Raw genomic sequence first — 13,615 nt, 5'->3', positions numbered from 1 at the left:
GAGCCGCGGCCCCTCACCCTAACTTACCCGGGTCGAGCCACTCGTCTCGACCCGTCCTGCGGACCCCCGCTCGCGGGGAGAGGGAACGTGCCCTGCGAGGGGTGGATGGGGAACGGAGAGGTTGCGACATATCCCCTTCGCCCCGCAAGCGGGGAGAAGGTGCCGGCAGGCGGATGAGGGGCCAACCACCCACCGCCAACGTCGCTCCCAAATCCTACCGCTTCGGTGCGACCAGGCAGAAGAAGGCGCCTTGCGGGTCGGTGGCCTGGATGATCCAGCTGCCGCCGGGGACTTCCATCGGGCCGTTGACGACCGTGCCGCCGCCTGAGGTGACACGTTCGATCGCGGCGTCGAGGGTGGGCACGATGAAATAATAGCACCAGAAGGTCATCGGCATGTTTTCCGGCTTGGTCATCATGCCGCCGGTTTGCCTGCCGTTATGGGCGAAGATGTAGTAGACGCCCATCGGTCCCATATCCATCTCGCTGTCCTTCGTCCAGCCGAACAGCTTGGAATAGAAGGCCAGCGCCTCTTTGCCATTGCCGGCATAGAGTTCGCGCCAGCCGATATTGCCGGGGGCGTCGAAGGCCAGTTCCGGCATGGGTTTCTCCATCGGCGCCGGCGTCATGATGCAGAGCACCGCGCCATGCGGATCGGCGACGACGGCGAAGCGGCCGATGGTCGGAATGTCTTCCGGCGGACGGCGGACCGAACCGCCATTGGCGGCGAAATCCTTGGCCGACTGGTCGACGTCGTCGACATCGACATAACCCGTCCAGTTCGGTGGAATGCCCTTATCCTCAAGTTCGGCCGGAAATTCCATCAGCCCGGCGACGCCGATGCCGTTCGCCTCGAAGATCGTGTAGGTGGGCATGCCCTCCACCTTCATTTCCGAGGTGGTCCAGCCGACGACAGAGCTGTAGAATTTCGCCGCGGCCGATGTGTCGGGGGTCATCAACTCGCACCAGATGAACTTTCCATGCGTCTTGGACATCGTACTCTCCCTTTTTCGACGCCGCTTTTTCCTGGGCCCCGTTTTTGGGGTTTGGGGCGCGCCGTGATTGTCAGATCTTGCGGGCGTAATGCGCTTCCATGAACTGCTTCCACGAGCCATCCGGCTGTTTGGTGCTGGAGACGAAAGTGCGATGATCGGCGTCCACGAAGATGATCTGCTCGCGATAATCGGTAAGGCCTTCGGTGTTGAAGTCGGGACCTGTCGTATAGAGGTCGAGCACATTGCCCGACGCGTCGACCTCGCCCTCATAGACCCACATATAGTCCATCATGCTGCCGATCCAGCTGCCGATGTACTTAGCTTTCGAAGCATTGTAGCCGAGCGTCAGGATGCTGGTGGCTTGTTTGCCATCCGGCATACGGCCGGTCCCTTCGGCGACGAACCAGATGCCGTGCAGTGAGCGCACGGTCTCGATCCAGGGCTCGCCGCCACTCATGTCGGGTGTGGTGACGGTCCAGTCGCCGACCAGTCTTCCCAGGAAGGAATGTTCCTTCAGCACTTCAGCGGTCTTCATCATCCTCTTCTCCCTTGAATGATGGTGGTGTTAGTTTTTACGCATCCTGTGAAAGTCACTTCGCGGCTTTCCCGGCAAAGCCGCTTACACTTTTCGGCATCATGCTCCGGCTCAGTGACAGCAGGATGGCGCCTTGGCGGCTTCCTCATATTCGTCGTGGCGGCGCACGAAATTCATCGTGCTGTCCTCGTTGCGGCCCTTCGGCGCGCGGTCGAGCATCATCAGGGTGCCGATCAGTTCTTCCGGCCCGCGGGCATAACTCGAATAGGTATGGAAGACCTCGCCCTTGTCGTTGCAGTAGAAAGCGCTGAGGCCCGGCAGTTCGTCATTGGCATCAGCCGGCGGCATAGGCGTGAAATTATAAAAGACCTTGTCTTTGGCAAGATCCTCCGGGCTGAAAGAAACGTGATAATCGAAATTGAAATCGTTGCCGAAGGAAGAAACCCAGGGAAATTGCCAGCCCATGCGCTGCTTGTAGGCGGCGATCTTATCGAGCGGTGCGCGCGAAACGGCGACCCAGGTGACGTCGTGATGGTTCAGATGCGGCAGGGCGCCATCGACATGATCCGACAGGAAGGAGCAGCCGGTGCAGCCGGCATCCCAATCCGGGCCAAGCATGAAATGGTAGATCAGCAACTGGCTGCGGCCGTCGAAGAGATCGGCGAGCGACTTCCTGCCCTCCGGCGTTTCGAAGACATAATCCCTGTCGACCTTCACCCAGGGCAGCGCCAGACGGGCGGCGTTGACGCTGTCGCGCAGCCGCGTCGCCTCTTTCTCCTTTGCCAGCAGGGCACGGCGGGCTTCGAGCCACTCTTCGCGGGATACAACTTCATTCTGCATGGAATGCGCCCTCCTCCGGCGCTTGCCGGTGAAGCCGGCTCATCTCCTTCTCCTTGACTAAATAGATTGATATCAATAGAAATGGAGCATGTCAAATTTGATCGAGATTCCTTTTTCCACGACGCTGATGGTGCGCGACACCTGCCTTTGCCTGCATGTGCAGCGGGCAGCACGCGCGCTTGCCCGGCTGTTCGACGATGCGCTGAGGCCGGCCGGGCTGACCAATGGGCAGTTTTCGCTGATGATGTCGCTGAACCGGCCCGAGCCACCGCCGATGGGGCCGGTCGCTGCGCTGCTCGCCATGGATCAGACGACGCTGACGGCGGCGCTGAAGCCGCTGCAGCGCAAGGGCTGGGTGACGGTGACGGAGAATCCGCGGGATAGGCGCGGCCGGCTGCTGAGCCTCACCCCTGAGGGCAAGGCGGTGCTGGCAAAAGCGCTGCCGATCTGGAAAAGCACACATGCGATGATCGACGGAAAGCTGCCGAAAGGCGGCTCCGCCCGGCTGCGGCAGGATCTGCAGGCGCTGTCATGAATAACGATAGAAACGCCGGAGCCCGCCGGACAGCGCGCTGTCCGGCGGGCAGATGGCGGCAGCCGATACGGCTACCAAGTTTTTAAAATCGATCAGGCGACGGTGACTGGGACCTCGGTCGAGGTGCGCATCGCGTGGCTGTAGGGGCAGACGATGTGGGCTGCGGCTGCGAGCTTTTCGGCGGCTTCGCGGTCGAGACCCGGGATGTTGACCGTCAGCGCCACTTCGATGCCGAAGCCGCCGCCATCTTCACGCGGGCCGATGCCGACCTTGGCGGAGACCGTCGTGTCCTCGGGAATCTTGACCTTCTGCTGGCCCGCGACAAATTTCAATGCACCGAGGAAGCAGGCGGAGTAGCCGGCAGCAAAGAGCTGTTCGGGATTGGTGCCGGTCGCGCCGTCACCACCGAGTTCCTTGGGAACGGTCAGCGTCACGTCCAGAACGCCGTTTTCGGAAACGGCGCGGCCCGCGCGGCCGCCGGTGGCAGAGGCTTTGGTCGTATAGAGAATAGGCATGACAATCTCCTTTGGTTGGCCCTTCGATCGGGTTGGATTTTTATTATCGCACAATTAAATTGTACGCAAGTGAATTTTGCAAATTGCATTTCGGATTCGAAAAGAGGACAATCAGGCTTCAGGGATAATAGATATGAGAGCGCAAACGACGAAGACGATGGAGATACCGCAAGAGGAGAAGCGACTGGAAAAGCAGTTGTGCTTCGCGGTCTACGCGACGGCGCATGCTTTCACCCGCGCCTACAAGCCCATCCTCGACAGGGTCGGCCTGACCTATCCGCAATATCTGGTGATGCTGGTGCTGTGGGAACGCGGCGAACTGCCGGTCAAGACGATCGGTGAGCAGCTGGATCTCGATTCCGGCACGCTGTCGCCGCTGTTGAAACGGCTGGAACAGAGCGGGCTGATCAAGCGCATCCGCGACCTGCGCGACGAACGGCAGGTGATCGTGTCGCTGACCCCTAGAGGTGAGGCAATGAAAGGAGAGATCGATACGATCATGACGGCGATCGGGCAAGCCGCAGGCTGCACGCTTCAGGAAATGGCCGAGATGCGCGACATGCTGCATCGGCTGCGGGGCAATCTCGGGCGGGCCGGCACGGACGGCGGCTGAACGCATTCCCCCGGTAGAACGGGCACCCGGTAGAGCCGGCGTGCGCGCCGAGGAATCAGGGCCGCGGCTTGGCCGGCGACCGGCGCTTCTTTGCAGGCGCAGCCTTAGGTTCGGCCTCGGCCTCCTGCTGCAAACGCAGCGCCTTCAGCTTCTCCGTCTTCTTGTCACGGGCCGATGCCTCGGCGGCGATAATGGCGCGCGCCGTGTGATCGGTCGCTTCCGCCTTGTCGCGAGACGAAAGCTTGGCGGGATTGAAGAATTCTCCCTTGGTGGCGGTCATAGGCCCCTTTCCCAGGTGATGGCGGCGTTACTGCATCGTTCCTCAAATCGGAATCGGTTCAAGGAATTATGCTGAAATTCAAAGTGTTACAGCCTCCTTTGCGCGTCTCAAAAAGACGCGCGGCGCTGTAAGCCATGACTCCACGGCAGAAACCATGATTCACGGCTGAACCGTGATTGCAACGGTTGGGCCGTGATGCCACGGTTGGGCCACGCCCGGGATTAGCGGGTGGGGCGGAGAACCTTCTTCGGTGCCGGCAGCAGACCTTCGCGCTGCAGCTTCTTGCGGGCGAGCTTGCGCTGGCGGCGAATGGCCTCGGCCTTTTCGCGGGCGCGCTTCTCGGACGGCTTCTCAAATGCGCTGCGCGCCTTCATTTCCCGGAACAGGCCTTCCCGCTGCATCTTTTTCTTGAGCACGCGGAGCGCCTGATCGACATTGTTATCTCTGACGAGTACCTGCAAAACGATATCCTTCCTGTCGCGGCGGCGAGGCCGCACTGTCCAAAATAAAAACCCGGGCCAAATAAAAAACCCGGAACTACTTCCCGATTTTGATGCTCGAAAACTTCAGCCAGGGCTCGGCGCCGTCGGACTTGGCCGCCGCCTCGGGGGAAGCCCTCGACGGAGATTCACCGGTGTCGATGTCGGCCTCAGTGATTCGGCGCTCGAAATTCTCCGCGTCGAACTGGACACGATATTGCACATGCCCGTGGTCGTTGGGCAGGATGCTGGAGATCCGGCACCGCTTGTTGGCTTTCGCCGTTCGAGTGAGGCCGGATTTCAGCACGATCATGTCGCCGACTCTATAGTTCTGTCTGCCCATTTCAGCGTCCCTTCAACTCTTCGGCTGCTCAATCGGTCAATCACAAGGCCTGCGCAAAGCAAAAAGGCCGGGCTCGAACCCGACCTCTTCCAGTCACTCAGCCCGCTGCCAGTTTGGTCAGCCCGCTGCCAGTACATCCGTGGTCAGCGTAGGCGAATGACAAATCATGCGGCCTGAAGATTGTCGGCCGAATTCTTGCCGGACTTCTTGTCGCGGACGAGATCGTAGCGGATCTTCTGACCTTCAACGAGTTCGCGCATGCCGGCGCGTTCAACCGCTGAGATATGGACAAAAACGTCCGTAGAACCATCATCGGGCTGAATGAAGCCAAAACCCTTGGTGCCATTGAACCACTTGACGACGCCTGAATTCATAACGATCTCCTTTTCAACCGTTTGTGTTCGCCTGCGGAAAGATGTCCGACAAGCCGTATCGATGTTGAGAGGATATCTGACGGAGCGCTCAAGCGCGTGGACAAAGGTCGCAAGCAATTCGATACGCACCATGTAGGATATTTACCGAATTAAGCAATGGTATTTCGGAAAATAATTCTCTCGAGGGGGCAAAATGAAGCACTTGCCCCAGGGGGAAGCACCTGTTTTTCCGGGGCAAAGCGCCACCTTGGCTGGGACAAAGCAACCACTTGCCTGGGGGAAAGCACCAGCTTGCCCGGGAAAAGCGATCGATCCGAGGCGGCCGGATTGCGGCCGCCTCGGTGACGATCATTGCCAGACGACGATGGGCGCCTTTGTCGGCACGCGGTCGTAGAGATCGATGATATCCTGGTTCATCAGCCGCACGCAGCCCGACGAGACGGCCTTGCCGATCGAGCGCCAGTCGGGATTGCCGTGCAGGCGGTAGAGCGTATCCTCTCCGTTCGAGAAGATATAGAGCGCGCGGGCGCCAAGCGGGTTCTTCAGACCCGGCTCCATGCCGCCGTTCTCGATCGAATATTTGACGAGTTCGGGCTGGCGGGCGACCATCTCGTTCGGCGGCTTCCAGCGCGGCCATCTCTGACGCCACTGGATGACGCCCGACCCCTGCCAGGCGAAACCCTCGCGGCCGATGCCGACGCCGTAACGCATCGCCATGCCATCGCCCTGGACGAGATAGAGGAAGCGCGACGGCGTATCGACGACAATGGTGCCGGGGGGCTGACCGGTGGGATCGACGACGCGCTGGCGATAATAGCGCGGATCGATCTGCTCGTAGGGGACGGCTGGAATGAGAAAGCCGCCGTCTTCGATGGGGCCATACATGACGGCAAGTTCGGCCCCGCTCGGCACGCTCGATGTTCCCATCGATTGGAACAGGCGCATGGGCGAACGGTAAATGATCGTCGTATCGCCTGATGTCACGGTGTTGGCTGAGGAGGCGCAGCCGGTGAGCGCGGAGGCTGCGGTCAACGCCGAAAAGGAAAGAAAGCTGCGGCGGGAAAGATGTCTATCGAAGCTCATGACGCGAGACTGATTTCCTTTGATACGGGAAGCCGGACAAGACGCCGGTTAAACCGGTGATTCGTCCCATGCCGATAACGATATTAGGAATATCTATCGGCTTGCGCCAAATAAACCATAGCTTCACGCAGACGTGTCCCGCCAGAAGCAGACGATATGGGAAGCGCTGTTGCAGCACTACATCACAACGATCTCGGCCTTAGCAGGAAGGCGGTCGTAGAGATCGACGACGTCCTGGTTCAGCATGCGCACACAGCCCGACGAGGTGGCCTTGCCGATCGACTGCCAGTCGGGTGTGCCGTGGACACGGTAGAGCGTATCCTGCCCATCCTTGAAGATATACATGGCGCGGGCGCCGAGCGGGTTCATCAGCCCCGGATTCATGCCGCCATTCTCCACCCCAAACGGGCGAACTTCAGGCTGGCGCGAGACCATTTCGACCGACGGCGTCCAGCGCGGCCATTTCTGCTTCCACTGGATGACGCCGCGGCCCGACCAGGCATAACCATCGCGACCGAGACCGACGCCGTAGCGCATCGCCTTGCCGTTGCCCGCGACGAAATAGAGGAAATGCGCCTTGGTATCGATGACCACCGTGCCGGGGCGCTCGGTCGTCTGATAATCGACCTCCTGGCGCAGGAACTGCGGCTGCACGCGGCTGACCGGGATCGCCGGCAGGGTGAAATCCTCATCCCGCAGCTGGCCATACATCGCCATATGCACGGGATTGGTGACCGGCAGGCCATAGGTCTGGTGAAACTGGGTCTTGTAGAGCTCGCGCGTCTGCGGCACCGGCTGATCGGGGATCGGCCGCACCCGGCGCGGATCGACGCCGGGCGGCTGATAGAAGACCGGCGAGGTTTCCTGGACGAAGCGGGCGGGCGAATCGGCGGCGACATCGGGAATGAGGATGTTGCAGCCGCTCAGCGACGCAACCGCAATCACAAGCCCGGCAATCGGGAAGACCCGGCGCAGAAAATTCATGGAACCACCCTTATCAACGATCGGCAGACAGCGATATCTGCCGGAACGATGGCATCCGCGGCTGGAGCGAGGCTGGCGTTGGCGTGGGAAAGGCGGCGGCGAAAGTCAGGTTGCCACCCAGCGGAAGAAGCGGATGCTCTGTTCGATCTCGGCCGGCAGTGCCGAGGTGTGATTGCCGGCGACGGTTTCGGTCTCGATGTGAACGCCGGCGCCGCGGGCTCGGCGGGCCAGCAGATCGGCGCGGTCGTTGAAGTGCGGCTCCTCGGTGCCGTGGACGACACGGACCGGGCATTTGAAGCTGTGGGCGTAACACAGCGCCGAACGCACCTCGAATTCGTGCGCGTTGCTATCGTCGAAACGGATGTCCTGGGGATAGCGGTTGAAGAAGCGGAAGGCATCGGGGTTACCTGAAATCGGTGCAGCGGCGCGGAATTTGTCAGTGCTCATCGCCGTCAGCATGGTCAGCGTGCCGCCGATGCTGTGGCCGGCGATGAAGAGGCGCTCGGGATCGACACCCGGCAGATGTGCCAGGCGCTCGGTGGCGGCGAGCACGTCGTCGACCTCGTCGTAGAAGCCGGAGAAATTGCCCATCTGGCCGTTCTCGCCACGCAACGACGGCATCATCACCACGTAACCGGCATCCATATAGGGCTTCATCAGCTGCCAATGGCCGCTGCCCATGGCATTGCCGCCGTGCAGGAAGAGCACGGCCGGCCTGGCGGCCCGCTCGCGCTTGTATTTCGAAACCCAGGCCGCCAGTTCCAGCTCGCCGTAGCCTGAGCGGTAGAAGATCTTGTCGGCATCGGCTGGCGCATCCAGCGGTTCGTATTTGTCGGGCGCCGGGCCCTTCTGCAACAGCTTGGTGCGGAAATGGTGGCGGACCTTGGCATAGTCGCGCTTGGCAAGGCGCGGCTCGTCCGGGACATCGAAAGCGGCCGCCACGCGCGGCAGGATAAGTGCACCGGCAAGACCCGCCAAAACTACACGGCGCTGGAGGAAAAGGGAATTTCGTTCACGCGAGCTCATAACGCACCCATCATTTTCCCGGCATGCAGAATCTGCACCGGAAGATCGTTGCCGCCAATACACATGCTGTTGAAAATATTGCCCTGCGTCATTGTTGCGCAGGGCTTGCAACTTCACGCCGGCTTGGCCTCGATCATGGCGATCAGCGTGCGCAGCCGGTCGGCCTCGTAGGAGGGTTTGTCGGGGCGAAGGCGGGCGATGCGGGGGAAGCGCATGGCGACCCCCGATTTGTGCCGGGTCGAGCGGTTGATGCCTTCGAAGGCCACTTCGACGACGAAGCCGAAATCCTTGTCGGCGCGCACGGCGCGCACCGGGCCGAAACGCTCGGTGGTATTATTGCGCACGAATTTGTCGAGCACCTCGAGCTCGGCATCGGTGAAGCCGAAATAGGCCTTGCCGACGGGCACCAGCTGTTCGCCGTCCTCGTCATCGGCCCAGACGCCGAAGGTGAAATCAGAATAGTAGCTGGAGCGCTTGCCGTGGCCGCGCTGGGCATACATCAGCACCGCATCGACATTATAGGGATTGCGCTTCCACTTGAACCAGGGACCCTTCATGCGGCCGGCCTGGTAGATGCTGTCGCGGCGCTTGATCATCACGCCTTCGATGACCGGATCGGGCGGGGCGGCGCGCAGAGTATCGAGCTCTTCCCACGACGAGAACGGCACGAGCGGCGAGAGGTCGAAACGGTCATGGGGGGCGCGGTCGATGATCTCGGTCAGCCGGTCGCGGCGATCGACATAGGTGCGGCCGCGGACGTCGTCGTCGCCATCGAAGAGCAGGTCATAGGTGCGGATGAAGGCGGGGTAATCGCCAAGCATCTTTGCCGTCACCGTCTTGCGGTTCAGGCGCTGCTGCAGGTCGGAGAAGGTGCGGGTCGGGCTGTTGGAGCGGGCGGTGCCGCCGACCAGCAGCTCGCCGTCGACGACGCCGGAAAAATCGATCGCGTCGAGAATATCGGGAAAGGCGCCTGATATGTCGTCGCCGGAGCGGGAATAGATCTTGCGCCTGTCGCCGGAGCGGGAGAGCTGGACGCGGATGCCGTCCCATTTCCATTCGGCGGCATAATTTACTGGATCGAGACCGGTCAGATCCCCCTCCTCCACCGCATTGGCGAGCATGACGGAATGGAAGATCGCCGGTGTGGCCAGCACCGGCTTTTCGCCACCACCCGCCAGCCATTCGAACAGCGTCTCATAGGGCGGCTGCAGGCCATGCCAGAGGGTTTCGATCTCGGTGACGTCCTTGTCGCCGAGATCGGCGAGTGCCTGCTTGGCAAGGCGGGCGGAAACGCCGATGCGCATGGCGCCGGTGGCAAGCTTGATGAAGGCGAAACGGCCGGAGGAATCCAGCCGGTCGAGAAGATCGCGGACGTAGCTGCGCACTTCGGTGCGGCCGAGCGCATTCATGCCGGTGACGACCTCGCCGAGACGCGGCTGGGCAAAGGCCGAGCGGTCGATATCCCTCTCATTGTCCCAGACGAGCGAAATGGTTTCGGCAAGATCGCCGACATAGTCGTAGGAATAGCGAAACAGCACCTCGTCCATACGCTCCAGCACCAGCTCGCGCAGCATGGCGGGCTTGACGTTGCGCACCTCCAGCGTGCCGGCGATGGCGGCAAGGCCGTAACCGCGGTCAGGGTCCGGCGTGTCGCGGAAATAGTCGGTGAGAAGCTTCAGCTTGCCGTTGCGGCTGGGGGTCAGCACCAGGCGGTCGAGGAGGTCGGCGAAGGCTTTCATGGGTGCCTCCCACTAGCGTGAAGAGGCCCAACGTGTACTGCCTCATTCCTGTGCTTGTCACAGGAATCCAGTGCGTCCAAGTCCTTGGACGCGGGAGATCCTTTTACGTCGCATGAGTCTTTCACCGCGCCGACGCGCGGTGGCTGGATTCCTGTGACAAGCACAGGAATGAGGGAGCGAGAAATACGACGGGCGGCGCCACGGATTAGCCCCTCCCCCTTGTGGGGAGGGGTTGGGGAGGGGTTTTCAGCGAAAAACTCCACGCTCAATCCCCCTCATCCTCGTAACCCACCAGATGCAGCGGCTTCGCCTTAATGCCCTGCAATTGGCACCAGCGCACTAGGGCCTCTTCGCGGCCATGCGTTACCCAGACCTCGGCCGGGTGCAGCTCTCGGATTGTTTCGGTCAGTTCCGGCCAGTCGCAATGATCGGAGATGACGAGCGGCAGTTCGACGCCGAGCTGCTTGGCGCGCTGGCGCACCATCATCCAGCCGGAGGCGAAGGCCGGCAGCGGCTCGTTGAAGCGCCGGGCCCAGCGGTCGGCGAAGGCCGATGACGGGCCGATGACGACCGCCCCCCTGAAGGCGGATTTGTCGCGGCTTTCGATCGTCGCCGGCAGCAGCTCGCCGAGATCGATGCCCTGCTCGATGTAATAGTCGCAGAGAGTTTCCATGGCGCCGTGGATATAGATCGGTTCGGCATAACCGGCATCGCGAAGCAGCCGGATGACGCGCTGGGCCTTGCCGAGCGCATAGGCGCCGACGAGATGGGTCCGCTCGGGAAATTGCCGCAGCGATGCCAAAAGCTTGCCAATCTCGTCCATCGGATCGGGATGATGGAAGACCGGCAGGCCGAAGGTCGCCTCGGTGATGAAGACATCGCAGGCAACCGGCACATAGGCGGCGCAGGTCGGGTCGGGGCGGCGCTTGTAGTCGCCGGAGACGACGATGCGGGTGCCGTTCTTCTCGATGGCGATCTGGGCGGAGCCGAGCACATGGCCGGCCGGGTGAAAACTTACCTTGACGCCGTTGACCAGCAGCTCCTCGCCGAAGGCTGCCGCCTGCTCGCTGGCGCAGAAACCGTCGCCGTAACGCAAGCGCATGATGTCGAGCGTCTGGCGGGTGGCAAGCACGTTCACATGGCCGGGGCGGGCATGGTCCGAATGGCCGTGGGTGACGAGCGCCTGCTCGACGGGCCGCACCGGATCGACATAAAAGCCGCCTTCCGGGCAATAGAGCCCCTCCGGGGCGGGATAAAGCAGCGCATCAGGTCTCATGAAACGAGAGATAGCGGCAAATGGGCGCGAGGCCAGAGGGCGGGAAGAAGGGACTGGCGAATGCGCCGCGGTCAACCCCGGCGATCGTCACGGCCCTATTCCATCGAGGAAGGATTCCACGGCGGCATTAAATTGCGACGGCCGCTGCAGCGGCGCGAAATGGCTGACACCGTTGAGATAGATCATCTCAGCGTTCGGAATGCTGCGGGCAAGATATTCGGCATGGTCTGGCTTGATGAATTCGTCGTGCTCTGCAAGCACGATCGCAACCGGCACGCGGATCAGGCCTAAGTCGGCGGCCTGGTGGTTGGGCTCCGTCCGCATCATCAGGCTGACCGCCTCGACCAATGGATTGAAATCATCCGGCGTGGTGGACAATGCGGCATAGTCCTTGGCGTGCCGGCTGAAGCATCGGTCGATGACCGGAGTCGCGACGAATTCCCGCGTGCCGCTCGGATCCATGTTGCAGCCGAAGAAAAAGACGCCCTCGACCCGCGACGGCGCCGCCATGGCGAGGATCAGAGCGATGCAGGCGCCGTCGCTCCAGCCGATGATGGCCGCCTTGTCGAGATGCAGTTCGTCCATGACGGCGAGCACATCTGAAGCCATCAGCTCATAGGTATAGGGACGGGAATCGCGGGTGCTTCGTCCATGGCCGCGGCTGTCGATCAGCACGACGCGGCGGCCGCGGCGCAAGAGAGCCGGGACCTGATAGCCCCAGTTGCCGCTGTGGCCGAGGCCGCCATGCAGCAGAATGACGGGTGGGCCAGAGCCATAGCTCGCATACCAGATACGGGCGCCGTCATGCGCGACATGACCGTCGACTGCTGCCGGCGGCAACGGGGCAGCGCCGTGCGCTTCGAACTGGATAAGCTCGTCGTCGTCAAATTCCATAGCGATCAGGCTCATTGTTGTCGCGGCATAGAAAAGCCAGAAAACAGCCCAAGAACAACCGGAATCGCTTTCTAGCACTTGCTCGTCGATACAACCAGAGGGGGATCAACTTTGGGCAGGAAGCTTTTCTATTGCGCCGCGGCGATCGTGGTTGCAGTCGCCGGCATCTACCTCAACAATACCAGCCTGCTCGCCGAACATCGGCCGGGAAAGCCGGTGCTGCTCGCCCATCGCGGCATCGCCCAGCGCTTCGACGAAACCGATCTCAAGAACGACACCTGCACGGCGAGCCGCATGCTGGCGCCGAAACACGACTATCTGGAAAACACACTTCCGTCGATGCAGGCAGGTTTTGCGGCCGGCGCCGATATCGTCGAGATCGATGTGCATCCGACGACCGACGGCGAATTCGCCGTCTTTCACGACTGGACGCTCGACTGCCGCACCGACGGGCATGGCGTCACCCGCGAGCATTCGATGGCTGACATGAGGAAGCTCGACATCGGCTATGGCTATACTGCCGATGGCGGCAAGACCTTTCCCTTTCGCGGCCGAGGCATCGGCATGATGCCGACGCTTGCCGAGGTGCTGTCGACCTTTCCGGATCGGCGCTTCCTGATCAACGTCAAGAGCCGCGATCCGTCCGAGGGCGAAAAGCTCGCCGCCGTGCTCAACGGGCTTTCCACGGAGCGACGGGCCGAGATCATCGTCTATGGCGGCGACGAGCCGATCGACGTGCTTCGCCGGCTCGTGCCCGGTATCAAGACCGCCTCGCGCAACAGCCTGAAGGGCTGCCTCACCGGCTATATCGGCTATGGCTGGACCGGCCTGCTGCCGGACGAATGCAAACATGCGATGATGCTGGTGCCTATCAATATCGCGCCGTGGCTCTGGGGCTGGCCGGATCGTTTTCTCAACCGGATGGCAGATGCCGGGACCGAGGTTTTCGTGCTCGGCCCCTATCGCGGCAGCGATTTTTCCACCGGCATCGACGACCCCTCGCAACTGGCGCGGCTGCCTGAGAACTATGCGGCGGGCATATGGACGAACGAGATCGAGGCGATCGGCCAGCTGAAGAAATAAGTTCAGAGGCCTCCCGCCCGCA

Annotated in this window: 17 protein-coding genes; 3 read left to right on the top strand and 14 right to left on the bottom strand. The window is 61.7% G+C overall.

Annotated features, from left to right (window positions below):
• Nucleotides 1-214 precede the first annotated feature (214 nt).
• The 3 genes from RWK44_RS25885 to RWK44_RS25875 all read right to left on the bottom strand — a co-directional run bounded on the left by RWK44_RS25885 (nt 215) and on the right by RWK44_RS25875 (nt 2,369).
• Nucleotides 215-994 carry a VOC family protein gene (locus RWK44_RS25885; protein ID WP_131666800.1) on the bottom strand — a complete coding sequence of 260 codons (780 nt, stop codon included), beginning with the start codon at nt 992-994 and terminating at the stop codon, nt 215-217.
• A gap of 70 nt (nt 995-1,064) precedes the next feature.
• Complete coding sequence (locus RWK44_RS25880) at nt 1,065-1,532, bottom strand: DUF1579 domain-containing protein (RefSeq protein ID WP_131666799.1); 468 nt, start codon at nt 1,530-1,532, stop codon at nt 1,065-1,067.
• Nucleotides 1,533-1,640: 108 nt separating this feature from the next.
• Nucleotides 1,641-2,369, bottom strand: a complete 729-nt coding sequence (locus RWK44_RS25875) for a DUF899 domain-containing protein (RefSeq protein ID WP_131666798.1) — start codon at nt 2,367-2,369, stop codon at nt 1,641-1,643.
• 88 nt (nt 2,370-2,457) lie between these two features.
• Between RWK44_RS25875 and RWK44_RS25870 the strand changes: the two genes are divergently transcribed.
• Nucleotides 2,458-2,904 carry a MarR family winged helix-turn-helix transcriptional regulator gene (locus RWK44_RS25870; protein WP_020049099.1) on the top strand — a complete coding sequence of 149 codons (447 nt, stop codon included), beginning with the start codon at nt 2,458-2,460 and terminating at the stop codon, nt 2,902-2,904.
• A gap of 92 nt (nt 2,905-2,996) precedes the next feature.
• On the opposite strand, the gene RWK44_RS25865 is transcribed toward RWK44_RS25870, so the two are convergent.
• A complete protein-coding gene (locus RWK44_RS25865) occupies nt 2,997-3,419 on the bottom strand; it encodes an organic hydroperoxide resistance protein (RefSeq protein WP_077975934.1) in 423 nt (140 codons plus the stop codon).
• 124 nt (nt 3,420-3,543) lie between these two features.
• Here RWK44_RS25865 and RWK44_RS25860 point away from each other — a divergent pair, with 124 nt between their 5' ends.
• Entirely contained in the window at nt 3,544-4,032 is a 489-nt protein-coding gene (locus RWK44_RS25860) for a MarR family winged helix-turn-helix transcriptional regulator (RefSeq protein WP_168255382.1), read from the top strand.
• 55 nt (nt 4,033-4,087) lie between these two features.
• On the opposite strand, the gene RWK44_RS25855 is transcribed toward RWK44_RS25860, so the two are convergent.
• From RWK44_RS25855 to RWK44_RS25810, 10 genes are all read right to left on the bottom strand, one after another.
• A complete protein-coding gene (locus RWK44_RS25855) occupies nt 4,088-4,312 on the bottom strand; it encodes a hypothetical protein (protein WP_003546479.1) in 225 nt (74 codons plus the stop codon).
• 221 nt (nt 4,313-4,533) lie between these two features.
• Nucleotides 4,534-4,773 (bottom strand): 30S ribosomal protein S21, encoded by a 240-nt coding sequence (gene rpsU / locus RWK44_RS25850; protein ID WP_003546477.1) that lies wholly within the window; start codon nt 4,771-4,773, stop codon nt 4,534-4,536.
• A gap of 76 nt (nt 4,774-4,849) precedes the next feature.
• Complete coding sequence (locus RWK44_RS25845) at nt 4,850-5,134, bottom strand: cold-shock protein (RefSeq protein ID WP_221947516.1); 285 nt, start codon at nt 5,132-5,134, stop codon at nt 4,850-4,852.
• A 164-nt stretch (nt 5,135-5,298) separates the two neighbouring features.
• A complete protein-coding gene (locus tag RWK44_RS25840; RefSeq protein WP_003546468.1) occupies nt 5,299-5,508 on the bottom strand; it encodes a cold-shock protein in 210 nt (69 codons plus the stop codon).
• A 348-nt stretch (nt 5,509-5,856) separates the two neighbouring features.
• On the bottom strand, nt 5,857-6,591 hold the full coding sequence (locus RWK44_RS25835) for a L,D-transpeptidase family protein (protein ID WP_020049095.1): 735 nt from the start codon (nt 6,589-6,591) through the stop codon (nt 5,857-5,859).
• Between the two features lie 177 nt (nt 6,592-6,768).
• Nucleotides 6,769-7,575, bottom strand: coding sequence for a L,D-transpeptidase (locus RWK44_RS25830; RefSeq protein ID WP_131666794.1), 807 nt, complete (start codon nt 7,573-7,575; stop codon nt 6,769-6,771).
• A gap of 105 nt (nt 7,576-7,680) precedes the next feature.
• The gene (locus RWK44_RS25825) at nt 7,681-8,601 is read right to left on the bottom strand and encodes an alpha/beta hydrolase family protein (protein WP_316029583.1); all 921 of its coding nucleotides are present in this window, start codon (nt 8,599-8,601) and stop codon (nt 7,681-7,683) included.
• Nucleotides 8,602-8,714: 113 nt separating this feature from the next.
• Complete coding sequence (locus RWK44_RS25820) at nt 8,715-10,340, bottom strand: cisplatin damage response ATP-dependent DNA ligase (protein ID WP_316029582.1); 1,626 nt, start codon at nt 10,338-10,340, stop codon at nt 8,715-8,717.
• Between the two features lie 265 nt (nt 10,341-10,605).
• Nucleotides 10,606-11,616, bottom strand: coding sequence for a ligase-associated DNA damage response exonuclease (locus RWK44_RS25815; protein ID WP_131666790.1), 1,011 nt, complete (start codon nt 11,614-11,616; stop codon nt 10,606-10,608).
• Between the two features lie 87 nt (nt 11,617-11,703).
• Entirely contained in the window at nt 11,704-12,510 is an 807-nt protein-coding gene (locus RWK44_RS25810; protein WP_316029613.1) for an alpha/beta fold hydrolase, read from the bottom strand.
• 111 nt (nt 12,511-12,621) lie between these two features.
• Here RWK44_RS25810 and RWK44_RS25805 point away from each other — a divergent pair, with 111 nt between their 5' ends.
• The gene (locus RWK44_RS25805) at nt 12,622-13,593 is read left to right on the top strand and encodes a glycerophosphodiester phosphodiesterase family protein (protein WP_222010748.1); all 972 of its coding nucleotides are present in this window, start codon (nt 12,622-12,624) and stop codon (nt 13,591-13,593) included.
• Nucleotides 13,594-13,615: the final 22 nt, after the last annotated feature.

This window comes from Rhizobium sp. 25PS6, from assembly GCF_032464655.1.
Classification (GTDB): domain Bacteria; phylum Pseudomonadota; class Alphaproteobacteria; order Rhizobiales; family Rhizobiaceae; genus Rhizobium; species Rhizobium laguerreae.
The sequence above is the reverse complement of the archived record's forward strand: the minus strand, read 5'-3'. Positions and strand labels throughout refer to the sequence as shown.